At 41.5% G+C, this 25,617-nt stretch carries 32 protein-coding genes, 1 tRNA gene and 1 riboswitch; of the genes, 10 read left to right on the top strand and 23 right to left on the bottom strand.

Going from position 1 to position 25,617, the window contains the following annotated elements:
* The first annotated feature begins 73 nt into the window (after nt 1-73).
* On the top strand, nt 74-454 hold the full coding sequence (locus tag SB658_RS03510; protein ID WP_004398485.1) for a rhodanese-like domain-containing protein: 381 nt from the start codon (nt 74-76) through the stop codon (nt 452-454).
* A gap of 34 nt (nt 455-488) precedes the next feature.
* On the opposite strand, the gene gcvPB is transcribed toward SB658_RS03510, so the two are convergent.
* The 3 genes from gcvPB to gcvT are packed head-to-tail and all read right to left on the bottom strand — an operon-like array spanning nt 489 to nt 4,412.
* Nucleotides 489-1,955: an aminomethyl-transferring glycine dehydrogenase subunit GcvPB gene (gene gcvPB / locus SB658_RS03505; protein ID WP_085186485.1), complete on the bottom strand. Its 1,467-nt coding sequence runs from the start codon at nt 1,953-1,955 to the stop codon at nt 489-491.
* Nucleotides 1,948-3,294, bottom strand: a complete 1,347-nt coding sequence (gcvPA, locus tag SB658_RS03500; protein ID WP_032722115.1) for an aminomethyl-transferring glycine dehydrogenase subunit GcvPA — start codon at nt 3,292-3,294, stop codon at nt 1,948-1,950. Before gcvPA ends, gcvPB begins: the two co-directional genes overlap by 8 nt.
* Nucleotides 3,295-3,323: 29 nt before the next feature.
* Nucleotides 3,324-4,412 (bottom strand): glycine cleavage system aminomethyltransferase GcvT, encoded by a 1,089-nt coding sequence (gene gcvT, locus SB658_RS03495; RefSeq protein ID WP_085186486.1) that lies wholly within the window; start codon nt 4,410-4,412, stop codon nt 3,324-3,326.
* Between the two features lie 171 nt (nt 4,413-4,583).
* Nucleotides 4,584-4,685: riboswitch (glycine riboswitch) on the bottom strand.
* Nucleotides 4,686-4,853: 168 nt separating this feature from the next.
* On the opposite strand from gcvT, the gene SB658_RS03490 reads away from it, so the two are divergent.
* The 4 genes from SB658_RS03490 to sinR all read left to right on the top strand — a co-directional run bounded on the left by SB658_RS03490 (nt 4,854) and on the right by sinR (nt 8,067).
* Nucleotides 4,854-6,527: a DEAD/DEAH box helicase gene (locus SB658_RS03490; protein ID WP_085186487.1), complete on the top strand. Its 1,674-nt coding sequence runs from the start codon at nt 4,854-4,856 to the stop codon at nt 6,525-6,527.
* 20 nt (nt 6,528-6,547) lie between these two features.
* Nucleotides 6,548-7,342, top strand: coding sequence for a YqhG family protein (locus SB658_RS03485; RefSeq protein ID WP_003230200.1), 795 nt, complete (start codon nt 6,548-6,550; stop codon nt 7,340-7,342).
* A 182-nt stretch (nt 7,343-7,524) separates the two neighbouring features.
* Nucleotides 7,525-7,698, top strand: a complete 174-nt coding sequence (sinI, locus tag SB658_RS03480; RefSeq protein WP_003230187.1) for an anti-repressor SinI — start codon at nt 7,525-7,527, stop codon at nt 7,696-7,698.
* Between the two features lie 33 nt (nt 7,699-7,731).
* Nucleotides 7,732-8,067, top strand: a complete 336-nt coding sequence (gene sinR, locus SB658_RS03475; RefSeq protein WP_080287687.1) for a transcriptional regulator SinR — start codon at nt 7,732-7,734, stop codon at nt 8,065-8,067.
* Nucleotides 8,068-8,159: 92 nt separating this feature from the next.
* Here sinR and tasA read toward each other — a convergent pair whose 3' ends face one another.
* The 3 genes from tasA to tapA all read right to left on the bottom strand — a co-directional run bounded on the left by tasA (nt 8,160) and on the right by tapA (nt 10,326).
* Nucleotides 8,160-8,945 carry a biofilm matrix protein TasA gene (gene tasA, locus SB658_RS03470; protein WP_014664586.1) on the bottom strand — a complete coding sequence of 262 codons (786 nt, stop codon included), beginning with the start codon at nt 8,943-8,945 and terminating at the stop codon, nt 8,160-8,162.
* A gap of 63 nt (nt 8,946-9,008) precedes the next feature.
* On the bottom strand, nt 9,009-9,581 hold the full coding sequence (gene sipW / locus SB658_RS03465; RefSeq protein WP_003230181.1) for a signal peptidase I SipW: 573 nt from the start codon (nt 9,579-9,581) through the stop codon (nt 9,009-9,011).
* Nucleotides 9,565-10,326, bottom strand: coding sequence for an amyloid fiber anchoring/assembly protein TapA (gene tapA, locus SB658_RS03460; protein WP_085186488.1), 762 nt, complete (start codon nt 10,324-10,326; stop codon nt 9,565-9,567). Before tapA ends, sipW begins: the two co-directional genes overlap by 17 nt.
* A gap of 270 nt (nt 10,327-10,596) precedes the next feature.
* Between tapA and SB658_RS03455 the strand changes: the two genes are divergently transcribed.
* Nucleotides 10,597-10,923, top strand: coding sequence for a YqzG/YhdC family protein (locus SB658_RS03455; protein ID WP_024573388.1), 327 nt, complete (start codon nt 10,597-10,599; stop codon nt 10,921-10,923).
* Between the two features lie 41 nt (nt 10,924-10,964).
* On the opposite strand, the gene SB658_RS03450 is transcribed toward SB658_RS03455, so the two are convergent.
* From SB658_RS03450 to corA, 10 genes are all read right to left on the bottom strand, one after another.
* The gene (locus SB658_RS03450) at nt 10,965-11,144 is read right to left on the bottom strand and encodes a YqzE family protein (RefSeq protein WP_014480252.1); all 180 of its coding nucleotides are present in this window, start codon (nt 11,142-11,144) and stop codon (nt 10,965-10,967) included.
* A gap of 70 nt (nt 11,145-11,214) precedes the next feature.
* The gene (gene comGG / locus SB658_RS03445) at nt 11,215-11,589 is read right to left on the bottom strand and encodes a competence type IV pilus minor pilin ComGG (protein WP_144500712.1); all 375 of its coding nucleotides are present in this window, start codon (nt 11,587-11,589) and stop codon (nt 11,215-11,217) included.
* Complete coding sequence (comGF, locus tag SB658_RS03440) at nt 11,590-11,973, bottom strand: competence type IV pilus minor pilin ComGF (RefSeq protein WP_144500711.1); 384 nt, start codon at nt 11,971-11,973, stop codon at nt 11,590-11,592.
* 25 nt (nt 11,974-11,998) lie between these two features.
* Entirely contained in the window at nt 11,999-12,346 is a 348-nt protein-coding gene (gene comGE / locus SB658_RS03435) for a ComG operon protein 5 (protein WP_086344081.1), read from the bottom strand.
* The gene (comGD, locus tag SB658_RS03430) at nt 12,330-12,761 is read right to left on the bottom strand and encodes a comG operon protein ComGD (protein WP_024573390.1); all 432 of its coding nucleotides are present in this window, start codon (nt 12,759-12,761) and stop codon (nt 12,330-12,332) included. The genes comGE and comGD overlap by 17 nt, the downstream gene beginning before the upstream one ends.
* Entirely contained in the window at nt 12,751-13,047 is a 297-nt protein-coding gene (gene comGC, locus SB658_RS03425; protein ID WP_024573391.1) for a comG operon protein ComGC, read from the bottom strand. The genes comGD and comGC overlap by 11 nt, the downstream gene beginning before the upstream one ends.
* Before the next feature lie 13 nt (nt 13,048-13,060).
* Entirely contained in the window at nt 13,061-14,098 is a 1,038-nt protein-coding gene (comGB, locus tag SB658_RS03420; protein ID WP_144500710.1) for a comG operon protein ComGB, read from the bottom strand.
* The gene (gene comGA, locus SB658_RS03415) at nt 14,085-15,155 is read right to left on the bottom strand and encodes a competence protein ComGA (protein ID WP_122894891.1); all 1,071 of its coding nucleotides are present in this window, start codon (nt 15,153-15,155) and stop codon (nt 14,085-14,087) included. Before comGA ends, comGB begins: the two co-directional genes overlap by 14 nt.
* Nucleotides 15,156-15,365: 210 nt before the next feature.
* Nucleotides 15,366-15,491 carry a hypothetical protein gene (locus SB658_RS03410; protein WP_003230155.1) on the bottom strand — a complete coding sequence of 42 codons (126 nt, stop codon included), beginning with the start codon at nt 15,489-15,491 and terminating at the stop codon, nt 15,366-15,368.
* 65 nt (nt 15,492-15,556) lie between these two features.
* Nucleotides 15,557-16,510 (bottom strand): magnesium transporter CorA, encoded by a 954-nt coding sequence (corA, locus tag SB658_RS03405; RefSeq protein WP_032677123.1) that lies wholly within the window; start codon nt 16,508-16,510, stop codon nt 15,557-15,559.
* Between the two features lie 142 nt (nt 16,511-16,652).
* Between corA and SB658_RS03400 the strand changes: the two genes are divergently transcribed.
* Nucleotides 16,653-17,981 (top strand): hemolysin family protein, encoded by a 1,329-nt coding sequence (locus tag SB658_RS03400; protein ID WP_003230150.1) that lies wholly within the window; start codon nt 16,653-16,655, stop codon nt 17,979-17,981.
* 52 nt (nt 17,982-18,033) lie between these two features.
* Here the strand turns inward: SB658_RS03400 and rsbRD are convergent, their stop codons facing one another.
* On the bottom strand, nt 18,034-18,870 hold the full coding sequence (rsbRD, locus tag SB658_RS03395) for an RsbT co-antagonist protein RsbRD (protein WP_041850019.1): 837 nt from the start codon (nt 18,868-18,870) through the stop codon (nt 18,034-18,036).
* Nucleotides 18,871-18,956: 86 nt separating this feature from the next.
* Between rsbRD and SB658_RS03390 the strand changes: the two genes are divergently transcribed.
* Nucleotides 18,957-19,027: transfer RNA gene (locus tag SB658_RS03390), tRNA-Gln, on the top strand.
* Between the two features lie 66 nt (nt 19,028-19,093).
* On the opposite strand, the gene mgsR is transcribed toward SB658_RS03390, so the two are convergent.
* The gene (mgsR, locus tag SB658_RS03385; RefSeq protein WP_003230147.1) at nt 19,094-19,474 is read right to left on the bottom strand and encodes a transcriptional regulator MgsR; all 381 of its coding nucleotides are present in this window, start codon (nt 19,472-19,474) and stop codon (nt 19,094-19,096) included.
* A 231-nt stretch (nt 19,475-19,705) separates the two neighbouring features.
* On the opposite strand from mgsR, the gene SB658_RS03380 reads away from it, so the two are divergent.
* Nucleotides 19,706-19,951: a DUF2626 domain-containing protein gene (locus tag SB658_RS03380; RefSeq protein WP_003226300.1), complete on the top strand. Its 246-nt coding sequence runs from the start codon at nt 19,706-19,708 to the stop codon at nt 19,949-19,951.
* Nucleotides 19,952-19,990: 39 nt separating this feature from the next.
* On the opposite strand, the gene SB658_RS03375 is transcribed toward SB658_RS03380, so the two are convergent.
* Entirely contained in the window at nt 19,991-20,626 is a 636-nt protein-coding gene (locus tag SB658_RS03375; protein ID WP_123373073.1) for an MBL fold metallo-hydrolase, read from the bottom strand.
* 156 nt (nt 20,627-20,782) lie between these two features.
* On the opposite strand from SB658_RS03375, the gene SB658_RS03370 reads away from it, so the two are divergent.
* A complete protein-coding gene (locus tag SB658_RS03370) occupies nt 20,783-20,956 on the top strand; it encodes a DUF2759 domain-containing protein (RefSeq protein ID WP_003230141.1) in 174 nt (57 codons plus the stop codon).
* A gap of 31 nt (nt 20,957-20,987) precedes the next feature.
* Here the strand turns inward: SB658_RS03370 and SB658_RS03365 are convergent, their stop codons facing one another.
* From SB658_RS03365 to SB658_RS03350, 4 genes are all read right to left on the bottom strand, one after another.
* Nucleotides 20,988-21,302, bottom strand: a complete 315-nt coding sequence (locus SB658_RS03365) for an MTH1187 family thiamine-binding protein (RefSeq protein WP_003230139.1) — start codon at nt 21,300-21,302, stop codon at nt 20,988-20,990.
* Between the two features lie 2 nt (nt 21,303-21,304).
* A complete protein-coding gene (locus tag SB658_RS03360; RefSeq protein ID WP_454430587.1) occupies nt 21,305-22,360 on the bottom strand; it encodes a YqgU-like beta propeller domain-containing protein in 1,056 nt (351 codons plus the stop codon).
* Nucleotides 22,361-22,427: 67 nt separating this feature from the next.
* Nucleotides 22,428-23,558 carry a M14 family metallopeptidase gene (locus tag SB658_RS03355; protein ID WP_144500745.1) on the bottom strand — a complete coding sequence of 377 codons (1,131 nt, stop codon included), beginning with the start codon at nt 23,556-23,558 and terminating at the stop codon, nt 22,428-22,430.
* 82 nt (nt 23,559-23,640) lie between these two features.
* The gene (locus SB658_RS03350; RefSeq protein ID WP_144500708.1) at nt 23,641-25,557 is read right to left on the bottom strand and encodes an LTA synthase family protein; all 1,917 of its coding nucleotides are present in this window, start codon (nt 25,555-25,557) and stop codon (nt 23,641-23,643) included.
* Nucleotides 25,558-25,617: the final 60 nt, after the last annotated feature.

Raw genomic sequence — 25,617 nt, 5'->3', positions numbered from 1 at the left:
GTCGAAAACGGCTCTATGACCTTGTTTTATGAAGCAGGGTTTTGATTTTATATGCTAAAGGAGTAGAATCACATTGTCTAATATGATCGTTTTGATTATTTTTGCTGCGTTTATCATCTATATGATTGCTTCATATGTCTATCAGCAGCGAATTATGAAAACACTTACCGAAGAAGAATTCCGCGCGGGTTACCGCAAAGCACAGCTTATTGATGTTCGTGAGCCAAATGAGTTTGAGGGCGGACATATTTTAGGCGCCCGCAACATTCCGCTTTCCCAGCTGAAACAGAGAAAAAATGAGATCCGTACGGACAAGCCTGTTTACCTGTACTGCCAAAACAGTGTCCGCAGCGGACGCGCGGCACAAACCCTGCGCAAAAACGGCTGCACTGAGATTTACAACCTAAAAGGCGGCTTTAAAAAATGGGGCGGAAAGATTAAAGCGAAGAAATAAAGCAAACAGCTGTCTGGTAGACAGCTGTTTTTATTTATCTTTCTACCGCCTCGTATCTGAGCACCGGGTGTCTCGCCGCTTTTGTTTCGTCCATTCTTTTTACAATCGTTGTATGCGGGGCCTCCTGAACAAGCTCCGGATTCTCCTCCGCTTCTTTTGCGATTTGAATCATAGCATCAATAAACGCGTCCAGTGTTTCCTTTGATTCGGTCTCCGTCGGCTCGATCATGATGCATTCTTCAACATTAAGCGGGAAATAAATAGTCGGCGGATGATAGCCGAAATCAAGGAGCCGTTTTGCAATATCAAGCGTACGCACTCCCAGCTTTTTCTGCCGCTTCCCTGATAATACAAATTCATGCTTGCAATGGCGGTCAAACGGAAGATCGTAATAAGGCGCGAGCTTTCTCATCATATAATTGGCGTTTAACACTGCGTTCTCAGTAACAGCCTTTAATCCGTCAGGCCCCATGGAGCGAATATACGTATACGCTCTCACATTAATGCCAAAGTTGCCGTAATACGGCTTCACACGGCCGATCGCATGAGGGCGGTCATAATCAAACGTAAAGCGCCCTTCTTTTTTAACTAAAACTGGCTTTGGCAAATAAGGAATCAGATCTTTTTTTACGCCGACAGGGCCTGAGCCGGGGCCTCCGCCGCCATGAGGGCCTGTGAATGTTTTATGCAGGTTGAGGTGCACCACGTCAAATCCCATATCTCCAGGTCTCGCCTTGCTTAAAACGGCATTTAAATTAGCGCCGTCATAATACAGTTTTCCCCCCGCTTGGTGTACAATTTCCGCCATCTCTGTAATCTGCTCCTCAAACAAGCCGAGCGTGTTCGGATTCGTCAGCATGAGAGCTGCAGTTTCTTCATTCACTGCTCTTTTTAAATCCTCTAAATCAACAAGCCCATTTTCATTCGATTTCACCGTAACAGTTTCAAAGCCTGCTACTGTCGCTGATGCAGGATTCGTCCCATGCGCGGAATCAGGGACAATGACCTTCGTCCGCTTGAAATCCCCGCGAGCTTCATGATAGGCACGGATCATCATCAGCCCCGTCCATTCGCCGTGCGCTCCGGCAGCAGGCTGAAGCGTAACCTCATCCATTCCCGTTATTTCTTCAAGGTGCTTGCTTAAATCATATAAAAGCTCTAATGCGCCTTGCACCGTGTCTTCATCCTGAAGGGGATGAATTGCAGCAAAACCGGGTATACGCGCGATTTTTTCATTGATTTTCGGATTGTATTTCATCGTGCAAGAACCGAGAGGATAAAAACCGGAATCCACCCCGTGATTGCGTTTGGACAGCGCTGTATAATGGCGCATGATGTCCAGCTCTGAAACCTCCGGCAGCGATGCGTCTTCGTCACGAATATAGGTGTCTGACAAGAGGTCCCCCAATTCGATTTCCGGTACATCGAGCTCCGGCAGACTATAGCCGATTCGGCCTTCTCTTGAAAGTTCAAAAATAAGTGCCTGGTCCTGATTACTCATGGCGATCCCCCAATTCCTGAATGAGTGCGTCAATTTCTTCTTTTGTTCTCAGCTCCGTTACAGCAATCAGCATATGGCAGTCCAGCTCCGGATACGTCAACCCAAGATCATATCCGCCAATCATGCCTTTTGCCAGCAAACGCTTGTTCACAGCTCTCACCGGCTCATCCAGTTTGATGACAAATTCATTAAACATCGGCCCGTCAAACATAACGGTAAGGCCTGCTTTTTTTGCTTCTTGCTTTGCATAGTTGGCTTTTAAGAGATTTTGGCGGGCTATATCTTTTACGCCGTTTTTTCCGAGAGCAGTCATGGCTACTGATGCTGCCAGCGCATTTAAAGCTTGGTTCGAGCATATATTTGATGTTGCTTTATCCCGGCGGATATGCTGCTCCCTGGCTTGCAGGGTAAGCACAAAGCCTCTTTTTCCGTTTTCGTCTTCCGTTTGTCCGACGAGACGGCCCGGCACCTTTCGCATTAATTTTTTAGTAACGGCAAAAAAGCCGCAATGCGGGCCGCCGTATGCTGAAGGAATGCCGAAAGGCTGCGCATCACCGACGACGATATCAGACTGAAACTTGCCCGGCGGAGTGAGAAGACCTAGCGCCAGCGGGTTGGCTGAAACAATAAACATGGATTTCCCTTGATGAGCGATAGGCTCAATATCCTTTAACGGCTCGATCCGGCCGAAAAAATTCGGGTACTGAACGATCACTGCGGCTGTGTTCTCGCAAACGGTTTGGCGCAATGCATCAAGATCCGTAACGCCATCCGCAGCGGGTACTTCAACAACATCAATATACTGACCTTTTGCGTACGTTTTCAGCACCTCTCGCGATTCAGGATGCACGGTTTTTGACACAACGATTTTTTTCTTTTTCGTGTGGCCTGAAGCAAGCATTGCTGCTTCCGCCAAGGCTGTTCCGCCGTCATACATCGAGGAGTTTGCGATATCCATGCCTGTCAGTTCACAGATCATCGTTTGGAATTCAAAAATAGCCTGGAGCTCTCCTTGTGAAATCTCTGGCTGATAAGGCGTATATGCGGTATAAAACTCAGAGCGCGAAATGACATGATCCACAATGACAGGCTGATAGTGGTCATATACACCCGCTCCTAAGAAAGAAGCGTATTGTACGGTATCACAATTTTTAGAGGCCAGCTTTGTCAGTTCTCTTGTTAATTCTGTTTCTGATTTCGCTTTTTTGATTTGATACTCTTTTTTATATTTGACGTTTTCCGGTATATCAGCAAATAAATCATCGATGCTGCTTACGCCGATAGTAGCAAGCATCTCCTGTTTATCCTTTTCTGTAGCGGGCAAATAACGGTGCTTCATGTGTTGTCTCCTCTCTCCAAGAAAAAATATTAGCGTTTATAAAATGGTGTTTTGACAACCTTTGCTTTCACTAATTTTTTGCGAATCTCTACATCTACAACAGTCCCGATATCACTTGTTTCCGAATCAATTAAGGCAAGGCCGACGTTTTTCCCTAATGTCGGTGACTGCGTGCCGGTTGTCACCTTTCCGACAGACTTGCCATTTTGGAAAACCTCATATCCGTGCCGCGGTATCCCTTTTTCAATCATTTCGAGACCGACAAGTTTGCGCTTCGCTCCGTTTTCTTTTTGTTCACTCAATACTGACTTACCGAAAAAGTCAGACTCTTTTTTGTGCTTTACAGCAAAGCCTATACCTGCTTCAATCGGTGTAATATCCGGGGTCAGCTCCTGACCGTAGAGCGGGAGCTTCGCTTCAAACCGGAGTGTATCACGTGCACCGAGACCGCATGGAATCAATCCGTATGCATCCCCTGCATCGATGATTTTTTTCCAAATATGCATAGCATCATCACTGCGGCAGTAAATTTCATACCCGTCTTCTCCCGTATAGCCAGTGCGTGAAATAAGTGCTTTGCGGCCGCTGATATCGGCTTCATCAATAAACGCAAACGGCTTTAATGCAGACACATCTGCATCTGTCAGATTTTTTACGACCGCTTCTGCTTTCGGTCCCTGTACAGCCAAGAGCGCGATTTGATCTGACTGATTGTCAATCTGCACATCACCTGCTGCATGTTCTTTCATCCAAGCCAAGTCTTTATCTATATTAGAAGCATTAATGACAAGCAGATAGCGGTTCTCTCCTTTTTGATAGATAAGCAAATCATCGACGGTTCCGCCATCCGGGTAACACATCGCTGTATATTGAGCACGGCCTGGCGTTAACGCGGAAACATCATTTGTCATCAATCTTTGCAAAAAAGACAGACTGTCGTTCCCTGACACTTCGACTTCTCCCATATGAGATACATCAAACAAACCGGCTGCAGTTCGGACAGCCTCGTGTTCTTTTTTTATAGAAGAAAATTGAACAGGAAGCTCCCAACCTCCGAAATCAATCGTTTTTCCTCCATATTCCTTATACAGGTCAAATAACGGCGTTCTTTTCAGCATCTAATTCCTCCCCTTTATCAACGGCGCAGCTAAAAAACATACAAAAAAGGACAGAGAAACACCTCATGTAAAATGAAGGTTCTCTGTCCTGGCACCTGAAAGTTTACTTTGCATACGCAAAGACGTCCCCTTTGGTGGTTTGCGCATCCGCACAAACACTCTCCAGAGTTGCGTCGAGCAAGAGTTCTTTTGCCTGAGAGATTCACTCCGCAGTTTGCTCCTTCGGCGCCTGTATCCCGAGGTTTTCGGTCAGGTCTCTCCCCTTGCTGTCATTCGCTCATATTTTCATGCTGTTATGGACATACTATAGCAATATCTTACATCAAATACATACTCATATCCTACCATCATCACTATATGCTGGGCAACAGCAATTTGGGCAGATTTTTCTTATATTATTCATCTTAAGAATCGAAGAATAAGAAAGGCGGTTTCAAAGCAATGAATACAGAAATGATCTACGATGCAAAATGGCCTGAAGAATTTGCTGAAAGACTGAAAAACGATGGCCCTTGGGCAAACTGGGAACTGTACAAGCTCTCTGCAGAAATCCAGAAAACATTAGCAATTCCAGAGTTTGAAGGCTTACGGGCTCCTTTATATCTGCCTTCCTTTACGCCGCTCCCCCACCAGCTTGAAGTGGCGCAAAAAGTGGTTGAAAAAATGAACGGGAAAGCGATTTTAGCAGATGAGGTTGGTCTCGGAAAAACGGTTGAAGCTGGACTGATTCTAAAAGAATATATGATTCGCGGGTTAGCAAAAAAAATTTTGATCCTTGTGCCCGCTTCCCTTGTGTCACAATGGGTCAAAGAGCTTCAGGAAAAATTTTTGATTCCGGCTGTTGAACAAAAGAAAAGCTATGTGTGGGAGCAATGCGATATTGTCGTCTCATCAATAGACACCGCGAAGCGCTCGCCCCATCGCGAAATCGTTCTGTCAATCCCATATGATCTTGTCATTATTGATGAGGCACACAAACTGAAAAATAGCAAAACGAAGAACTATGAATTTGTCCGGAATCTCGTAAAAAAATATTGCCTGCTTCTTACCGCGACGCCAATCCAGAACCGTATCGAAGAGATTTTCAATTTGGTGTCCTTATTAAAACCCGGCCATTTAGGCAGTCAGAATCACTTTCAGGAGGAGTTCGCCAAGAAGAAATCCAGTTTAGAAGCGCATGAACATTTAAAAGATCTTGTGAATAAAGTCATGATCCGTAACAGGCGGCATGATACCGGGCTGAATTGGAAACAGCGCCATGTTGAAACAGTGCCGATTGAATTTTCTCCATCAGAGCAGGCGCTTTATGATGAAATTTCTCGTTTGAAGGAAAGTATCAATAAACCAGCCAGCATGTTCTCGATTATGACCTTGCAAAGAGAATGCTGTTCGAGCAGAGAAGCGGTGTATATGACGCTGAAAAAGATGCTTGATCAAAAAGAGAAACAAGCACCTGCCATTGATGAGGATACGATTTCAGTTTTGATAGATCGCATCAATCAAGTGACACAAAACTCTAAAGCGCTTCAAGTTGTTGACTTGATCAAAAAGATCGACGATAAGGTCATCATTTTTACAGAATACCGTGCAACCCAGATTTATCTGCAGTGGTTTCTTCAGCAAAACGGCATCAGTTCTGTGCCGTTTAGAGGCGGATTTAAACGTGGAAAAAAAGACTGGATGAAGGATCTTTTCCGCGGAAAAATCCAAGTCCTTATTGCAACTGAAGCAGGCGGTGAGGGAATTAACCTGCAATTTTGCAATCACATGATCAACTATGACCTGCCATGGAACCCGATGCGGCTTGAGCAAAGAATCGGAAGAATTCACAGACTCGGGCAGGAGCGTGACGTGCATATTTATAACATGGCGACAAAACATACGGTGGAAGAGCATATTCTAAAGCTTTTATATGAAAAAATTCATTTGTTTGAAAAAGTGGTCGGTGAACTTGATGATATTTTAACGAAAATTCAAGTGAACAATTTTGAAGAGCACCTTCATGACATTTTGTATCACTCAGCAACAGAAGAAGAAATGAAAATAAAAATGGATAACTTAACCTCATTTTTGTCTTATAAAAAACAGCTGCCTGCTGAAAAAAGAGGATCTTAGCCTGTAAGGAGGTTTTATTAGTGAGACAGCAAGAGGTTCACGATTTTCTGCTGCGTTTTTTTCAAGCAAACAGCTGCCAAATCGTCGATCAAGGCTTAGGCTATATGACAGTGCAGCTTACAGTTGAAATGGACAAACAAATCATGAACCGCCCTTTCTACTGGCATTGGCGCGAGAAGACAGGCGGTGATCCGAATCCAATGAAAATCACTTTTATTACAGATAAAGAAAATGCGCCAAAAGACCTAGATGGTGAATTTATATATTTTGGGGCCCCGCGTCTTTTTCAAATATTTAAAGCTGTTAAACAAAATGGGAGATTTACCAGAATGTATGAGAAAATTGAATCAGCCGGAGCTAAAGTCCCACTTCAGCCTTGGCTTGGTATAAATGTCACGATTTCATACCAGTCCGACATGAAAAAGGATAAGTTATTGTCACTAGGTCTTCACCTAGTCTCTGGAACGATAATTGAAGATTTTCAAAGCAAGCTGACCCAGTTTTCACTGACGTCTCAAATATGTGACTATTGCTTCACCATTTCACCTATGATCAAACCAGAAAGCGGACTTAAGCGTATGGAAAACTATATTTCCAAATCCGCTATGCAGGAGCCGTCCGACTGGGCGGAACAGGCGGTTAACAGGTGGAAGAATGATATGACATTGCTTGATAAGTTTTACGAGCATATAGAAGAAAAACCAGAAGAATACCATCTAGAAAAACAGGCGCTGAAAACCTTGTATCAACCAAAGATATCAGTTGAAATTGAAAATGGCGGATTGTTTTATCTGCAAAATAATATTTCAAGCTAACTTTTTTACCATTCGACATCATTCTCGTTTTTTTTGAGAAAATACGATTATAATAAAGGTATATTGGAAAAAAATTCTGGCGATTTAATGGCAAATGACTTCCAGAGACTAATGAAGCATACAATAAGTCATGGCCGGACTGGCTGAAATACATAAACAAGTATTTTAGGAGGAGAAACTGCATGAAGAATGCAAAACAAGAGCACTTTGAATTGGATCAAGAATGGGTTGAATTAATGGTGGAAGCCAAAGAGGCAAATATCAGCCCGGAAGAAATACGAAAATATTTACTTTTAAACAAAAAGTCTGCTCATCCTGGTCCGGCAGCCAGAAGTCATACCGTAAATCCTTTCTGAATGTGCTATAATATCACAAGGAAGGTGATGACATTGATTGGCCAGCGTATTAAACAATACCGTAAAGAAAAAGGCTACTCACTATCAGAACTAGCTGAAAAAGCTGGGGTAGCGAAGTCTTATTTAAGCTCAATAGAACGAAATCTACAAACGAACCCCTCCATTCAATTTCTCGAAAAAGTCTCCGCTGTTCTGGACGTCTCGGTTCATACTTTGCTCGATGAGAAACATGAAACCGAATACGATGGTCAATTAGATAGTGAATGGGAGAAATTGGTTCGCGATACGATGACATCCGGGGTATCGAAAAAACAATTTCGTGAATTTTTAGATTATCAAAAATGGAGAAAATCTCAAAAAGAGGAGTAGTGCCTGAGCAGAGGCACTAACTCCTCTTTTGTCAATAACCATCGAGACGGCCCAGTGATAGTTTACTGGGCCGTCTCTTTTTATTGCTGTTATTAATTTTTATCCTCGCTGTGCGCTTTTTCATTTTCTTTCACATAACCGTCTTTATCAGTATGGTCCTTTTTGATTGTCAAGCCGTTCCACTGTGTAGCTTCGAACGAGAATTGAAGCTTAATGGAGTTGCCTTGATATTTATTTTGAACCATAAGCCCGTTTTCATCTTTTGTTTTATCATCTTTGAATTGGATTTCCATTTGAACCTGATCGAAGTCAGTTGGTGTTTTTGGAACACCATCATATTCAGGAGCGGTTTTACCGTCAATTGTTGCTACATTGACTTTACCGCTTGCATGTAAGAATTTAGGGTCTATTTGTTTTTTGATTTTTTCAGCAGCCGCTGCATCATTTTTAGCAGACATCAAATACAAGTCTTTAAGGTTCGCATCATCTAAAATAATGTTTTTCGGGTAACCATTGCCGCCCTCTTTTCCAACTGTCAACAATGTCACTTCAAACTGGCTGAGGAAATCTTCTGGAGATGTATTGCTGCCGCCGTTTGCTTTAAAATCTCCATAATTAAGCGCCATTAAAACTTCTTTGATCGCAAGTGATCCGTTATTTTCAAATTGGAAATCCTTTGTCAACTTATCTCCCGGCTTTAGATTTGATAAGTTCACACTCGCTGAATTCTCTTTAGCAGATAAATCAAGCGTACCTGATGCAAAAGTAGCATCCTTTGATTTAATGTCGTTAAATGCTGCCCATGTTCCTCCTCCAACTAAAGCTAATCCTAGTGCTGCAGAAGCAACTCCTAAACTCAATTTCTTTTTCATACCCATGGTAAACTCCCCTTTTATTGAATGATTTTATATCGAAACCTGTTGCCAGGTTTACAACTGAAGTTAAGTAGACATGGTGCTGTCCTTTGTATCTGTTTCCAAGGCTTTTGTCTTTCTTTCAATTTCTCTAATGGCGCTGCTGATCGTCACAAAAGCGTACACTAACAGCATCACGCCGGGAACAATCAATAATACAGCCGTTCCAATCGGCTGGCTGGCAAAATGAAGCATATAGCCTGCATATGGAAGCTGAAAACCTGTGTATTGTGCGCGAACATTTTCGTCCGATACAGGCGCTGAATCAGCTGCTGCATTATTATCACCTTTTGTTTTAAATAACAAATGGTCTCCTTGCTTTGTTATGTCAACAATTCTGTGGGTGACCGCCGTATTTGCATCCTGCATAAATGTAATAACGTCACCTTTTTGAAGCTCTTTCACATCAGCGATTTCTTTGACCAATATTAAGGAACCTGTATTGAACTCCGGCTCCATCGAACCTGACAAAACTGATTTCAGCGTATACCCAAACACCGCCGGCTCTCCCCCGGATGAACGTGTTGAAATCACGACAAGTGTCAGCACAATAATAAGAGTAAAGATGATCACGTATAAAATATTACTGATCAGCTTCATTGCTTTTTTCATCCTCTTCCCCGCTTTCCTTCTGGTCTGATTGAGTTTCTTTTTCTTTGGTTACAGCTTCTTGAGATGTTTCTTCTTTCATTGTTTTTTCCTGTATATCCTTTTGTGTTGTTTCATTCTCCTTTTTGACGTCCGACTTTGTTTCTTTTTTAGGGACTGTCGGTTTTTCATTGCATTTTGCAAGCGTCATAGGCTCCGACCACTCAAATGTACTGCCGTTTGCCGGGTAGCCTGCCGGTTTATATACTTTAAATGCATAAATGCCGGGTTTCATTTTTTTCTTCGTCTCAATTTTATAAAGTGAATCGCCAATTTGATTGGAGACAAATTCTTTTTCGATCACGTTCCCATCCTTTAACGGTTTGCGGGCATTTTCAAGCTTATGAAGCTCCCACTTCCACTTTGATTTCTTAAGTTTCTCACCTGTATTTTCGAGCACAGCAAATAAGGCGAAAGGTGAGCATACAGTGCCTTTCGTATCCGTTTGATCTGATATGTGCAAATCACTTTGATCCCAGCGTTTATCATAATGGCAGTTTTTATCTGTATACTGAAAGTCTTTACATGTTTGAAGTGAGACATCAAATGTTTCAATATCATGAAAAGCAGCGCTTGTATCATCGGAAAATTGTAAGCATATTGCGGCAGTCAGACTGAAAATGACTGAAAGCTGAAAGATAAGCAGAACTTTCAGTTTCGTCTTCGCCTTTTGCTGATTGTGAAACAATCGAAACATATCTTACCTCCTGTAAAACACTGTAACTTGATATGACAATCGTTCTCTTTAAAGAACTACACAAATAGAGTATAATCAACGATTTATAGATTTAAAAACACCGAAATCGCTCATTTCGTTCGTTTAAAAGAATGTTTTCATCATATTACAAAGTCTTGCTCAGTATTGCTCATTTTTTCAATTTTTTGAAATTTTTGGGATTGTTATGTGAGAATTTAAATGCATATCCCGTTATTATTTGGTAATAATAAACAAAGAAAGGGTGACAGCATGATGATCAAACAATGTGTGATTTGTCTATCTCTTCTCGTCTTTGGCACCACAGCCGCTCACGCAGAAGAAACACCGCTTATAACCGCCCGCCACATGTCCAAATGGGAAGAGATTGCTGTAAAAGAAGCAAAAAAAAGGTACCCGCTCGCACAGGTACTGTTCAAACAAAAAGTATGGGACCGTAAAAGAAAAGATGAAGCAGTGAAGCAATACCATTTAACTCTGAGGGAAGGGTCAAAAGAATTCGGCGTTTTTGTGACGATTTCATTTGATCCTTATAGCCAAAAGGTCAATAAAATTGCCATATTAGAAGAATATCAATAAGGTCCTCCATTTTTTGAAGGACCTTATTCGTTTATTTGCGATTATTTTTTCCGTTTCAGCCAAAGTCGGAAGCCATAGGGTAAAATACCGAACCACTGCTGGGAAGCAGGCGTTTTTGTTTCTTTCCGCACCTCTTTTCGTTCTTTTCGCTCATCTCTCGGGGTATCTATATATTTGACAAATTGCTGCGTCATATATTTAACATAATCATTCGTTTTCACGTGATCACCTCATCATTCAATTATTATGAGTGTTGTCTCACATGACTTTTTTTATACCCTTTACGCTGTATTATTCTGTCCATCTCAGCAGTTTTTTCTGTTTTTGATCAAACACGATCTGTGCAGTTCTTTCTGTTCCCGACTCCGTTGACACTCTTAAGTTGATTTCTTTTTGCTCTTTTATCGATGTATCATGAATGTAATAAGAAACCCGTCCATATGGAAATTGCTGCGTACCCTCCTGGCCTTTCCGTTCCTCTAGAACATGCCGAATTGAAAGAAGCACCCCATTTTGAAGCAAATTCTCTCCTATGTATAACTCTTTTGTTTCCTTCTCAAACATGCAGCGTGAAATATATTGAGCAGTAGCAAAGTTCACGATTAACAGCACAAGCGCTGACACAAAAAGAACAGCTGGATAAATAAACCCTCTTGTACGGTACATTTACCCCCCTCCTAAATACGAATAGACTGGAAAAGCAGTTTGATACACTTTTTGGTCCTCACTCTCAATTTTCAGCAAAACAACACCATTTTTAATATCAGCTTTCATGGCAGTAATATGATCTAAAATCGGAACATGCCCTTTGCCATCCACTCTTTTTCTTATCATTGAATGATAAATTTCGAAACGGATGTCCTGCCCGGAAAGATTGGTGCAGATTAACACGCTCCCATGCTCGGCTGTCTTAACTGCCTGTGACTCCTTGCATTCATTCATCATCTGTTCTATCGAAATCATCCATTCTTTCTGTGTGAAACCGTCATATTCCTGCTGTCGAGACAAAAACAGATGGAAAATCGCAGCTAACGATCCTGATATGAGCAAAAAGACTGAGAGCGAAAATAATACGTTAAGAAGCGTGTAGCCATTCTGTCTGCAGGATGCTGAGGCAAAATGATTTTTCCTTATAAGCTGCGGCTTTGATACATACGTTTTGATATTCGCCCTCCTCCTCCCACTTCATTGCATAGATATGATTGTTCTTTGTAAACGTTTTTGACGCGGCTCCTTCACCACTCATGACATATTTGCTAATGCTCTCATTCATCATCTGATAGCCGATTTCTCGTGATTCCGCCATTTTTTCATCAGCTATCAGCTTGTCCCACAAGGGGACGACTGTCAGCAGCACAAACAGCCACAGGCTTAGCGCAGACATTGTTTCTATTGTAGAAAAACCTTTATTTTCTCTCCACATTGACTCTCCCGCTCCCTAGATAAACTGTTATGTCATAAACGGCATGGCCTTTTACTCGTATTTTTCCGCCTGCATTCGGGTGCCCTTTCTCATTAAATTCCAAACGGTCTTTTAATGTCAGCAGTTCTATAGAAAGTCCCGTTGCATACGGACGTTCAATGACCGTATCACCAATGACTAATTGATATTCTTTTTTATGAAAGAGAATTTTTGTTCTTTGTTGACGGGAAATAGCAGTCTGCTGTGTGAGCATAATATCATTTTTCAGCTGCCTTGCTGCCTGTCGGACAGCTGTATTGTCATAAGCAGGAGGAAGTGTAGTGAAGACGGCAACCAGGAGGATAGAGGCAAGGCTTAACACAAGCAAACTTTCTAAAAGGGTAAACCCCTCCTCCTCGTTTAATTTAATGTTCAACCTTAACTTCTCCTCCGGTGATGATAATGCGCTTCCCATTTGGACAGACAGCATCCTTTTTCACATAGCCCTCTGACTGTAAATCGGCAAGGCTCGGAGTTTGTCCTTCATGATCAAGCTCAAATGCAGTTATTTGTGCCTTAACCATGTTTTGTAGGCCTTCACAGCCCTTTTTTTGAATGGTTTGATTATGTTTCGTGACGTTCGGTATCGTAATTAAAAGCAAGATCGAAATAATAAAGAGCACAATTAACATTTCAACAAGTGTAAATCCTTTCTCATTCATCAGCCTCTTCCTTTCACATTTGATTCATCATCTGATACATAGGCAAGAGCATAGATAAATACACAAGTAAGATCATTGCTGCAACAAATCCATAAATCATTGGCTGAAGAATGCCTGTCCATTTTTGCGCTTTGTGTTCCAGCCGCTGCAATATGAACTGGCTGTATGTGAATAGCTCTCGATCCAATCGGCCGCTCAGCTGGCCGTGAGATATGACTTTTGATAAATCAGTTTCATAAAAAGGTCTTCCACAAATAGCGGCTTCAATTGACTCACCGGCTTTTAGCCGTTCAATCAATTGTTCAGCCTCGCAGCGGTAGAAAGGGAGAAACGTTTGATGTTTAAATGCATTAAGGCTTTCATAAATTGAGAGGCCCGATTTTAAAAGGCTGCTTAGCTGCAAAGAAAAAAAGTAGCTGTTAAACAGTTTGACAAGCTTTCCAACCAAAGGAATCCTGACACAAATCAGCATTTGCCGGGCAGGTGATTTTTTCTTAAACACAAGCCAATAATAAATCCCGATACCTGCTGTAAAAAGAGCCAGCAAAATGATCACAAGATCAATATGCTGAAAAAAAACAAAAAGCATATCGGTTGAACGTGAGGTTTCCATATTCATCGATTGATAGATACCGGAAAACTGAGGAATGATGATGGACTGTAACATATAAAACATGACAGCGACCGTAAAAATGAGGAAAAGCGGATAGCGCAGCACTCTTTTCAGCTGGTCTGACTGTGCAATTTTTCGTTCCAGCAGCTCTCCGCTCTGGATCATGGAAGCAGGCAGTTCACCATGTGTTTCAGCAAAATAACAAATACCTACGGCTTCCTTATGAAATGACAAACTCTTTAGTACTTGATAAAACGGAGCCCCTTCCCTCAAAAAAGTGACCGTATCAGTCAAGTCAGCCGCCTGCCTCTTATTCATCTGAAGTTCCATCAGGCGTAATCCATCCAGAAGCGTATATCCGCCCGCAGTCATTTCACCGAGCCGCTTTAATAACCTGGCTTGATCCTTTAACGACCAGACTTTTCTAATCTTTATCATGATAAACCCACCGGTCATAGTTGTTTGTCGTTAAATAGCCGAGCGCAATTCCTTTTCTGATAATTTGACGAAGCGTTTGATATTGGTAATTTGCATGATTTCCTTTTGCCTCCTGAATACATTGCTGAAGATTTTTCCCGTATAGAAGCTCATAAACACTAGCTCTCCTGGTATTTCGTGACTGGCGGCAATACACTGATGAACATCCGTTTTCACAAAACGGGCAAGCCAAATCAACCAAGCGCTGAGCCGCTATTGCAATGACAGTCTGTTCGATTTCATTCATATTGATACCGAATTCAAGCAGTCTGTAAATTGCGCCCTTTGCGTCTCTCGTATGAAGGCTCGTCAGTACCAGATGTCCCGTCATCGCTGCCCGCACCGCAATTTCAGCTGTTTCCGCGTCTCTGATCTCACCTAAAATAATCATATCAGGATCATGGCGCAAAATTGCTTTCAGACCTGCGGAATAAGTTACACCGGCTTTTTCATTCACCTGAACCTGAAGAACATCTTCGTCCCTTGTTTCAACAGGGTCCTCTAATGTGACAATATTTCGATTAAAGTGTTTTTTTGCATATTGAACGAGAGAGTATAATGTGGTAGTCTTCCCTGAACCAGTCGGCCCGGTAAAAATGAGCATGCCATGGGAATGTTTTAAAAACGAGAGTAATGTGGCTCCTGTCTTCGGAAATAGCGACAATTTATCAATCGAAGGGATATTGTATTGGGGCATCACTCTGATCACGAGGCTTTCTTCATTAATTGTGGGCAGCGTTGACATTCTTAAATGAACATTTCCCTCTTTCAGCTTTAACGTAAGCGAACCGTTTTGCGGCTTTCGCCTTTCACCTATATCCATTGCTGAAAGAAATTTAAAATGTGAAATCAGTCTTACGCACTCTTCTTTTTTCATGTCCCTTTTTTTCAGCAAGGCATGATCGACCCGAAAATGAATGATAGCGTCCCGCTCCCTCGGCACGATGTGAATATCAGAAGCCTTTGTTAGATATGCCTCTTCAATCAAGTTTTTGCTTACCTTTTCTATTGAATCCAATTTGATTCCCTCTCCTTTCAACGCATATTGTAGAAAAAGAAGAAACGGTAATCAAACAGGGAAAACGTGATTTTGAGAGATGTTATATGCTGAAAAACCAATTCTTTCTGGCAAGAAAAAAACTTTCAACTGAATGTGCCCCTTTCATTATAATTTTCCCTATAAATAAAAAAGCAGACATGGTCACCATGCCTGCTTGATTCCATTTTATTATGCTGTTTTCGCTTTTTGACCAGTATCTTTTTCAACGGAAAGGTCGCCTAATGCAACAATACCGGTCATTTTCAAGAATCGATAAACTGCGGATTTGATGCTCTGCCATAAGCGCCTTGACATCGTATCCGGTCACCCTGATATGTCTGGTGAAAAAGCGGGGCACGCTGCACAAAATGTGAAACATCCTATAGAGTCCGCCTTTTTCGAGGTTTCTTTTTCTTCTTCCGCTCCTGCAGCATATCTCCCGTCCAGCCTTTTTTTCTCAAATAGAGATAGATCAGAACTGTAGATGTGACAATCAATAAGAGAGAAAAGAGATATCCGTATTTCCAATTCAGTTCCGGCATCACTGAAAAGTTCATCCCCCATAAGGCACCCAGAGCTGTAATCGGTGTAAAAAGCGTCGTGAAAATGGTCAGTGCTTTTACAATTTCATTCCCCCTATGTGAGGTAATGACTTCCTCTGAATGCAGCAGATTGTTAAGCTCCCCTTCAAATTCGCTGATGTATGTAAATCCCCTGTCAATCTTCAGTTGTGTCCGCTGATAATCCTTTTTCTCTTCATTTTGAGGTAAAAAGGTTTCTTTCAACGCCATTTCAATTTTTTTAGCGCTCAGTATCAAATTTTTCCAAATCATCAGTTCATGGCGCAGGAGATGGACGCGGTTTAAAATGCTTTTGCTATTGTCGTCTTTAATCTGCCATCTGAGCTTTCTCAGCTTTACTTCAAATTCATCAACACCGATTAAATACGCATTCATTAGTTCGCCGAGAAGAATTAAAAACCCCTCTATCGCATTGTCCGCTCTTTCCATTTGCCGGACAACTTCTTTTCCTTTAATCTCTCTCAAAATTGAAAAGTCAAAATTGATTGTAAAAAAATATTGTCTGGTGATATAAAAGTGAAAAACAGTATGGTCTTTTTCTTCACCAAGCCCCTGATCATAAACAATCGACCCAAATACCGCTTCATTTTCCGTATCAGTTGTATCTACCCGCAAAAAATTAACGTGGTGGTTATTTTCAAACCACTTTTCACACTGAGGCCAGTGAGAAAAATGGATTAGATCTCTTGCCTTACTTCTTTCTTGAGGCCCCATTTGGTACCAAAACCAATCCTTTCCTGAATGTGCCTTCATGTCAAGATCCTCCAAACTTTTGTTCTTTATTCTTTAATTGCCCAATAACCGCGTCACTAAACCAGTCTGCCGCTTCAACACATGTTTTATGAGCATTTTCAGGTGGTATGGAATGTAGAAAGACATCGGAAAAGGGAGGTGCATGCCTTCCTTGGAGAAGGCAGTTGTTTTGGAATTTGTCAATTTACTAGCAGTCGCTATTCTCATTTTGTTAACAGGATTTTTTGTTGCCGTAGAATTTTCAATCGTAAAAGTGCGGCGGTCCAAAATTGATCAGCTTGTCGCAAAAGGAAAGAAAGGTGCTAAAGCGGCAAAGCATGTCATCACTCACCTTGATGAATATTTATCAGCCTGTCAGCTGGGCATCACAGTCGCAGCTTTAGGACTGGGATGGCTTGGGGAACCGACTGTGCAAACTCTGCTTCGACCGCTTTTTCATAAAGCAGGCTTAAATGAATCGCTTACCCACCTACTTTCACTCGTCATCGCATTTTTAGCGGTTACGTATTTAAATGTCGTTATTGGGGAACTGGCGCCAAAGAGTTTTGCCATTCAAAAAGCAGAAAGCATTACCTTGTTGTTCGCTAAACCGCTTATTTGGTTTTATAAGATCATGTTTCCATTCATTTGGCTGTTGAACCACTCTGCCCGATTGATTACAGGAGTGTTTGGGCTGAAGCCGGCATCAGAGCATGAGCTGGCTTATACAGAGGAAGAACTTCGGGTCCTATTGGCTGAAAGCTATAAAAGCGGAGAGATCAGAAAAAGTGAATTAAAGTACATGAATAATATCTTCACCTTTGATAAACGAATGGCAAAGGAAATTATGGTGCCGCGAAATGAAATGGTCAGTTTGTCACTAGATGAAGACTCCATTTCAAATCTTCAGGAAACAGTCAAGCAAACAAAATATACACGGTACCCAGTTGTAAGAGAGGATAAAGATAACGTCATTGGCGTGATTAATATGAAAGAAGTGCTGTTTTCCATGCTGACGAAAGATTTTTCAATCAAGAAGCATCAAATTGAACCTTTCGTACAGCCCGTTATCCATGTCATTGAGACGATTCCTATTTATAAACTACTGCTGAAAATGCAAAAGGAACGCACTCATATGGCGATCCTCATAGATGAATATGGAGGGACGTCCGGTTTGGTCACTGTCGAAGATATTATCGAGGAAATTGTAGGAGAAATCCGTGATGAATTTGATGCGGATGAAGTGCCTCATATCCGCGAACTTGGAAAGGATCATTACTTGTTAAATGCAAAATTATTAATCAGCGATGTTAACAGCCTGCTTGGAACCGATTTATCAGACGCAGAAGTAGACACCTTGGGCGGCTGGTTTTTGACACAAAACATAGACGCTGAGCCTGAAAGTACCATAGAATATGATGGCTACTCTTTTAAGGTAAAAGACATCAACAGCCATCACATTTTATTTATAGAAGTTAAAAAAGCTGAATAGCCCGTGAAAGGCTGTTCAGCTGCTATCTTTCAAGATAAACATGGCAAAGGCATCAACACTCTTTTATTTTAAACCCTTTATTGGCCAGGGCTTTAGCAAGACTTTGCTCGGTTTTCACATTCGAAAAATCCAGACCCAGCTTCACGACAGTTTGGGCAATTTCCGGCCTGATTCCTGAAATAATCGTCTCAATGCCGAGCAATTTGGTGCTGTCAATCACTTTAAAAATTTGATAGGCTACCATGGTATCAACGATAGGAACGCCCGAAATATCTAAAAATAAATACGAGAGCTTTAACGCTGAGCACTGCTCCAGCACAGACTCCAAAATCGTCCTCGCTCTGTGCGTATCAATTTCACCGACAAGCGGAAGAATCCCAATTCCATCAGTAATCGGCATAATCGGCGCACTCAATTCATTAATCATTTCTTTTTGCGCGTTTAATTGTATCATGGTCACCTGGTGATATTCTTCCGTAAACACTTCGATGATCTCATCAATGTTTTGATTCAAGATCCGGCTCCACTCATAAAATTCCTGAATGCTGATGTCTTGAGAAGAAGCTTCGCTGAATTTCTGAATCCATTCAAACATGATGTGCCTGAAAGTGTTAAACTGGCCGACACTTTGTGTAACCGTCACTTCATGAACGGCACGGTCTCTGGCGCATTGAAGAGACCACCGGTTGAGCTCATCCTCTACGTCTTCTTTTCTAAGGGATTTTGCTACGATGGTCACCAATAATTCATGCTGGTCTTTTAACTTTTGTTCTAGTTTTTGCTGATCTTTCGCTGAATACAGCCAGCTGCCGTTTGACGTACAAACTTCCAGCCATTGTTGCGTGATATCTTCTTTGTGCTCTGTTAAGTGCTGATCAAGAGCTATCATCTTAATGAGCTCCCTCCTGTTTTTGAAAAATGTACGCTATATATGTATAACGCGTCTGCCTTTACACATACTATGTTTAGATTCAATGGGCTATAGCCAAGCGGTAAGGCAATGGACTTTGACTCCGTGATCGTTGGTTCGAATCCAGCTAGCCCAGTTTCTGAACAGGTGAAAAACCGAAGATAAGCTGATTCGAATAAATCAGCGGATCTTCGGTTTTTCATCATGCAGATTGATGAACTGTTTTCTTCTTCGATAACTTCAACAATTCTCCCGGGTTATAACCAATCACCAGCTTTTTGTTGTCTACTAGAATCGGGCGTCGCAAAAGCTTCGGCTTCTCGATTAAAAGTTCCAGCACCTCATTTACCGTCATTTCTTCAATGTTTAAATTTAAATTTTTGAAAGTCTGGCTTCTTGTCGCCAAAATTTCATCAATTCCTTCTGTCGTTAACGATAAAATGTACTTTAATTCTTCTCTTGTCGGGGTTTCTCTGAATAAATGCCGTTCGTTAAATTCAATTTGATGTGCTTTAAGCCAATGTTTTGTTTTTCGGCATGACGTGCAGCTTGGATATGAGTAAAAAGTTAATTGTTGTTCCATTCGTTTTTTCCTCCTCAGTTAACCATCTCTTTGTAGAATAACTACCCGGATCATTTTTCATTTAAACCATTTACAGAACTTTTTTCGGATTATTTTTTAAAAAACATTCATACAATAGAAAACACAATCAAAGGGACAAATTCCATTTGTATATTAATAATGAAAATGTTTACATTTCTAGGTGTGATCTATTATAATAACAGTCAGAGGGACTCTCGGGAGGGGATAAAAATGAATCGCATGTTCCGGGTGTTAGGATTTTGGACGGGAATTTTTGCAGTCATGTTTTATTTAGGTGATATGAAAGATGCTTCCCTTTTATTTTTTGGACAGACGATCTTATTTGTGTTTCTATCGTATTTGAACTTAACCGAACGCATGTATATTTATATTTTTGGCGCTTATTTAACGATTTTCTTCGCCGGCTTTACATATTACTCAATTTTTATTATGGTGCCCGGCGGCGGAGGCCATTAAATGCAAAAAGAGACAAACCTTATCGGTTTGTCTCTTTTTTTACAATGAAAACCCATTTAAAAACGGATTTTGATCCTGCTCAGTCAGTACGTCTGTTTCAGGTCCATGGCCGCTTAACACCAGCGTGTGTTCCGGAAGCGTAAGCAGTTTTTCATGAATGGACGTCAGCAGCGTCTCTTGATCGCCGCCTATTAAATCCGTACGTCCTATACCGCCTTGGAACAAGACATCTCCGGAGATAACCAAGTCTGCATCTTTCACGTAGTAAGACACACTGCCTGGTGAATGTCCCGGCGTAAATAATGTTTCCAAATGAAACGGCCCGATATTCAACTCACCGTCGCCTTCAATTAGATGATCTGCAGGCTTAGCTGTGACTTCTATCCCTCGCAGCATGCCGGAGCCGTTTAAAGAAGCGTCCGTAAGCCAATTTTTTTCATTTTGATGCAGGTAAACAGGGATATCCCATTTTTCTCTCACTTCATCAAGCGCCCCAATATGGTCAAAATGGGCATGTGTAAGCAAAATGGCTAAAGGCGTCAGCCCTTTTTCTTTTATGTATTGATTGATTTTATGTCCCTCGCCGCCCGGATCAAAAATCAGGCATTGATCATCATTGATGAGAAAATATGCGTTCGCTTGAATCGGCCCTACTGGCATTCGTCTCCATTTCACTATTATCACCTCTTTCTTTTTTATGCTCTTATTATGAGGGTTTTTTAAAAAAGATTCAAACAATCGCAATGAAAACGCTATCGACAAACCTATAAAAAACAGGTAGAATAAAACTGGAAAGAATTGCAGGTTTTTCAATGTAAAGGGGGCTGTGTTATGTTACTTGTCGTGATTTTCGGCCTTGTCGCTCTTTTCGCTTTATGGGGAGTCTTGCGTTCTGTTAGAAATAAAAATATACTCGGGTTTTTATTAGCCGGTGCCACCTTATTTGTCTTTGGATGGTTTACCGTGATGACCGTAATAAACAGCGGGTATCCAACCGCACATTAAAACCTGTATCCGATCGGATACAGGTTTATTTTTATGGCTGTAAATGTTTATTGACACTTTCTATTTTGCTCTCAAGCGTCGTTTTTTTGTCACGCCTGTCATCGATGCGGATATTCGTTGCCACTCTGTGCAACCCTTTTTGAAATGGCGCTTCGTGAATTGCCTGAATGACTGCAAAAAGGTCACTGAGTTCTCCCTCGATCAGCGTATTCATCGGTGTCAGCTGATATTTGATTTTCCCTTCTGCTTGATATCCTTCTAATATCTTTTGTACATCGGCTACGTAAGCACTGACACTGGGTGTTTCCGTACCGATTGGGATAATGGTTACATCTGCGATAGCCATCGTTATTCCATCTCCTTTTGATCAATGATGAGTTGCTTCGTTTCATGTGATTTCAATAAAATAATTTGCTCAAAATGAAAGCCGTATAACGCATATTTCCCGTTCGGAGATATTTGAATCGGCTCCATTTCCCGCAGAGACACAAGATCTTTTGTCTCTCCCGATGCTACATTGACTGCTGCGAGCTTATATGCATCGCCGCTTTGTTTGAATGTATAAAACAGGCCTCCTGCTTCATCATAGTCATACTCCATTGGAGACAAACTTGTATATTTCGCTTGGAGCGGCCATTTCACTGTAACAGGTGATGTTGATTGCGGCGTTTTAAACTGATACGTCCCTTTTCCTCCGGAAGCTGATTTGACAGTAAAACTCATTTGATGGAAAGAATCGAAGAATAGAACGTCATCCTCAAGCTTCTGTTCCGTCTTAGAAGCTGTATCGAATGTATATAAAGGCCCTGTTTTATCGTCTCTTCCCTCTTTTACATAATCAAATGTATTTTTGGATGTCCAATGAATGAACGGAACCTGTACTGGGCTTAAGAAAGATTCGTCTTTTTTAGCATTCACCTGATATGTATGGAAATCCCAGTTTTCATTGAATTCCGTCACCATCATTTGATAAGGATCATACTGATTCCAAGCAGCTTCAAGCTCATACGTTTCGTAATCTTTTTCGTAAAGCGTCTCCCCTTCTGCATTAAGCAAAACCACTGCCGTCTTTTGGCTATGTGTGATTTGCAGCAGAATCATCTGCTCCCTCGCATTGATTTGAACATCAACGATTTGACCATCCGTTTGATAGAGCTTTTTCGCTTTGCCTGTAAAGATGCGGTACGCAAAAAGCTCTGTTTTTGTCGGATTAGACGCAGTATATAATATTGTGCTGTTATTCAGCCAGCCTTCCGCCCCATCCGCTTTTTCCGCGGAAAGCGGTATGATGTCTTTTTTCTCATCTTTTGCCGCCGATGCCTGTTTTTGCTGCTGATGAGATGGTTCGCATGCCGATAAACTAAACAGCAATACCGCCAGCAGAATAAAACAAACTGATCTCATCAGCATTCCCCTCCGATCATCTTTATTCTCTCATATTTGCTTCGGCAGAAAAAAGAAAAAGTTTCAGTTATTCATAAAAAAATAACGCCCTCCACAAGATGCCGCTTGTGGCGTTATATATGTGTGAAAACTGCTGAAACGGCAAAGGATTTTGGCCTTTTCCAAGTTCCACCGTATACCCTTCCTTAAAATAATGGTGAATAAACCAATCACGAAATCCAGCATAGCTGTCTATATCCCTTACTCCCTTATAAATGTTCCCGCTTAACTCCTCAAACTCTTTTATGACGGCAGCAGATTCCTCAGGCTCAAGGCCTTTATAGCCCCAATAAATTTCTTCTCCTTGAGTATGAAGAGCCAGCAGTCTGTCAGGCGGATTCTCCGTGATCAGCCGGTACATCGCAATAGATTCCGGCTCCGTAAGCGGAGAGATTCCCGGAAAATCGCGGTAGCTGGGTGCTGTCGGTTTTCGGTATTTTTCAATTTCCCATAATGATGGAAATTGTTTATTTAAATCAACCCCGTTTATATTCGCCTTCCATTCATTAAAATTCGGACGATGTTCATTTAGCCTTTCGAGCTCATCTCTTCTGGCTCCCATGACTTCTGATCCGTTTAAAACAAGATCAACGCCATCCGGATTGACAAGAGGAACGAGGGATAAGGATGTGCTGTTAAACAGCTTCATGGGAGAAAAGCCAAAATAAGGCGAATTGCAGCATAATGACATACAGTATTCCTTAAACCATTTTAGCAGGACAGACGTTGTAATCCACTCATTCGCATGAAATGACGCGTTCATATGGACCTTTTTTACGGCATGCTCCCCACCAGCCTTCAGCTCCCAGATAGGCCTGCCGAGTACAGAACGGCCAATTTCCCGGCATGAGACAAACGGAAAAACATCAATAATCTTCTTTATTTCCTTTTCAACAGCTGAATCATCATAGATTTTCTCTTGCTCAATCCAGCTATCAGAAAGTTTCAGCTGCCGAGGCTGTAAAAAGCGCTTTATGTCCTGAATGGTTTGAAGCTCTTTGCCGCTATGCTCCTCTATCACATAACCAGGGCAATACAATTGATGTTTTTGTGCGGAGCGATTTGCACTTTTAAGCAATTCCTCGTCTATCTTCAGTTCTTTCGCCACTCTGGCCAAATTGTTCTTGATCTCAGGTTTCACCGTAATAAACGCCATCATCATCCCCCTTTTTTGTTACTATATGACAGCGTATTTAAAAAAAGAAAGCCTCCCGCTCACTTTAACGCGGGAGACATTGTGATTACGATGCCTGATCAAGCATTTGTTTTTCTTTCCGTTTTGACGAATTGTCCAGCCTTTTCTGATCATAAAATCGCAACAAATCCCCATAAATGATTTCATCAGAAAGTGATAGCTCCTGTTTTGCTTTATCAGCAAATGCTTCACATTGTTTTGTCTCCTCTAACGGTTTTCCCGTCTCTTTGTCATAACACGCACCGTCTGTATAAACAACCTGATCTGTGATAAAGCTCCCGTCCCGGAGCACTGTAAAGTCCAGTTTTTCGTTTGAAAGCAGATCGTTGCCGAATTGAATTTGATCTTTCGTATCAATCCCTAAAAGATTCATTAGCGTCGGCCTGATATCAATCTGCCCGCCTACTGTTTCAATGGTTTTCGGCTTTTTATCAGTAATACCCGGAATATGGATGACCAGCGGCACTTTTTGGAGCTGTACCTCTTCAAATGGGGTTATTTCTTTTCCTAAAAACTGCCCCATCGCTTCATTATGGTTTTCTGATATACCATAATGGTCACCATATAATACAATAACAGAGTTGTCGTATAACCCGTCTTCCTTCAGCTTTTCGATAAACCGTTTCAGCGCCTCATCCTGATAACGCACTGTCGGAAAATATTTATTTAGCGTCTGGCTGCTTGAATCATATTCATCAATCAATTGGTCCTCTTCATCAAGATCAAACGGGAAGTGGTTCGTCAGTGTAATCAGCCTCGAGTAAAACGGCTGAGGCAGATTTTTCATCAGCTCTGAAGACTGCTCAAAAAATTCTTTATCCTTAAGTCCCCAGCCGACTGAATTTTCGTCAGTTACATCATACGAGTTAATATCAAAAAACGAATCATATCCAAATGAGTCGTACATTAAATCACGATTCCAAAAGCTCTTATTATTAGCGTGGAGCACCGCTGAATAGTATCCGCTGTTTTTCAAAATTTCAGGAGCGGCCATATATTGATTGCCCGCATTCGTAAAAAATACGGCACCTCGTCCAAGCGGATACAGTGAATTGTCCACGATAAATTCAGAATCCGAGGTTTTCCCCTGGCCTGTTTGGTGGTAAACATTATTAAAGTTGTAGCTCTGTTTTATAAAGTCATTCAGAAAAGGCGTGATTTCTTCTCCATTCAATTTTTCATTAATCACGAAGCTTTGCGTCGACTCTAAGGATACGAGAATGACGTTCCTTCCTTTTGCAGCGCCGAATAAGCGTTTGTTGGCATCCTTCACATTAGCGGTTACGTAGTTTTCAATCTCCGTCAGGCTGTTGCTGTCTGCCAACGCTCTCTGTGCGGATTGCTTTGACTGAAGAACGCCATCGTAAATATGAAAATTAAACAGGCTAATGTTTTTAACAAGCATTTCTCTGTCAAATGAGCGTGTCAATAGCTGAGGTCTTTCCGCCTCAGACAAGCCCAGGTTGAAGAAATAAACAGAAGCAACGAACAAAAAATAAGCCGCCCGTTCATTTTTCGTTGAGGGAATGTCCGATTGAAAAGCTTTTTGCCGGATGTGAAGCCATATTAAAACCGCAATATCTACAGCTAATAGGAGGTCTGTCGGCTCAAGAAGTGTTCCGATGCTGCTTCCGAGATCACCCATATTGCTCGTTTGAAAAAGAACAGGGATTGTTAAGAAATCATTGTAAAAACGGTAAAAAACCATATTTGCCAGCAATACAAACGTGACAAGACAGCTCATCGCGATAATGTAGCGATTTCTGTTTTTGCCTTTTAAAAACAGGCTGAGGCCAAAAATAAGCAACAAAAAACTCAATGGGTTGATAAACAGAATAAATTCCTGTGTTAGATTGTCGATTTTAATATGAAAACTGGTTTTGTAAACAGCATACGTTTTCAGCCACATCAATAAAATGGCAATCAGCATAAATGAAATCTTCGAAAAAAACGTTTTTCGCATTTCAACCTCCTATGCAGCACGCTCAAAAAAATCAGTCTATTCCCAACATTCTCATTAACA

It is taken from the genome of Bacillus sp. SIMBA_008 (genome assembly GCF_046535495.1).
GTDB lineage: Bacteria > Bacillota > Bacilli > Bacillales > Bacillaceae > Bacillus > Bacillus subtilis.
Note: the sequence above shows the minus strand (reverse complement) of the source record. Positions and strands in the feature narration are given on the sequence as shown.

Bases quoted from the DNA above. Each gene is read 5' to 3' on its own strand.
- gcvPB (WP_085186485.1), bottom strand. From the start codon at position 1,955: ATGAGTAATCAGGACCAGGCACTTATTTTTGAACTTTCAAGAGAAGGC.
- sinI (WP_003230187.1), top strand. From the start codon at position 7,525: ATGAAGAATGCAAAACAAGAGCACTTTGAATTGGATCAAGAATGGGTT.
- corA (WP_032677123.1), bottom strand. From the start codon at position 16,510: ATGAAGGCACATTCAGGAAAGGATTGGTTTTGGTACCAAATGGGGCCT.
- SB658_RS03370 (WP_003230141.1), top strand. From the start codon at position 20,783: ATGTTACTTGTCGTGATTTTCGGCCTTGTCGCTCTTTTCGCTTTATGG.
- gcvT (WP_085186486.1), bottom strand. From the start codon at position 4,412: ATGCTGAAAAGAACGCCGTTATTTGACCTGTATAAGGAATATGGAGGA.
- SB658_RS03490 (WP_085186487.1), top strand. From the start codon at position 4,854: ATGAATACAGAAATGATCTACGATGCAAAATGGCCTGAAGAATTTGCT.
- comGG (WP_144500712.1), bottom strand. From the start codon at position 11,589: ATGTACCGTACAAGAGGGTTTATTTATCCAGCTGTTCTTTTTGTGTCA.
- comGC (WP_024573391.1), bottom strand. From the start codon at position 13,047: ATGAATGAGAAAGGATTTACACTTGTTGAAATGTTAATTGTGCTCTTT.
- SB658_RS03380 (WP_003226300.1), top strand. From the start codon at position 19,706: ATGAATCGCATGTTCCGGGTGTTAGGATTTTGGACGGGAATTTTTGCA.
- tapA (WP_085186488.1), bottom strand. From the start codon at position 10,326: ATGTTTCGATTGTTTCACAATCAGCAAAAGGCGAAGACGAAACTGAAA.
- tasA (WP_014664586.1), bottom strand. From the start codon at position 8,945: ATGGGTATGAAAAAGAAATTGAGTTTAGGAGTTGCTTCTGCAGCACTA.
- SB658_RS03455 (WP_024573388.1), top strand. From the start codon at position 10,597: ATGATGATCAAACAATGTGTGATTTGTCTATCTCTTCTCGTCTTTGGC.
- SB658_RS03400 (WP_003230150.1), top strand. From the start codon at position 16,653: ATGCCTTCCTTGGAGAAGGCAGTTGTTTTGGAATTTGTCAATTTACTA.
- comGB (WP_144500710.1), bottom strand. From the start codon at position 14,098: ATGATAAAGATTAGAAAAGTCTGGTCGTTAAAGGATCAAGCCAGGTTA.
- sipW (WP_003230181.1), bottom strand. From the start codon at position 9,581: ATGAAGCTGATCAGTAATATTTTATACGTGATCATCTTTACTCTTATT.
- rsbRD (WP_041850019.1), bottom strand. From the start codon at position 18,870: ATGATAGCTCTTGATCAGCACTTAACAGAGCACAAAGAAGATATCACG.
- SB658_RS03365 (WP_003230139.1), bottom strand. From the start codon at position 21,302: ATGGCTATCGCAGATGTAACCATTATCCCAATCGGTACGGAAACACCC.
- SB658_RS03360 (WP_454430587.1), bottom strand. From the start codon at position 22,360: ATGAGATCAGTTTGTTTTATTCTGCTGGCGGTATTGCTGTTTAGTTTA.
- mgsR (WP_003230147.1), bottom strand. From the start codon at position 19,474: ATGGAACAACAATTAACTTTTTACTCATATCCAAGCTGCACGTCATGC.
- SB658_RS03355 (WP_144500745.1), bottom strand. From the start codon at position 23,558: ATGATGGCGTTTATTACGGTGAAACCTGAGATCAAGAACAATTTGGCC.
- SB658_RS03350 (WP_144500708.1), bottom strand. From the start codon at position 25,557: ATGCGAAAAACGTTTTTTTCGAAGATTTCATTTATGCTGATTGCCATT.
- comGE (WP_086344081.1), bottom strand. From the start codon at position 12,346: ATGTGGAGAGAAAATAAAGGTTTTTCTACAATAGAAACAATGTCTGCG.
- SB658_RS03410 (WP_003230155.1), bottom strand. From the start codon at position 15,491: ATGTCAAGGCGCTTATGGCAGAGCATCAAATCCGCAGTTTATCGATTC.
- gcvPA (WP_032722115.1), bottom strand. From the start codon at position 3,294: ATGAAGCACCGTTATTTGCCCGCTACAGAAAAGGATAAACAGGAGATG.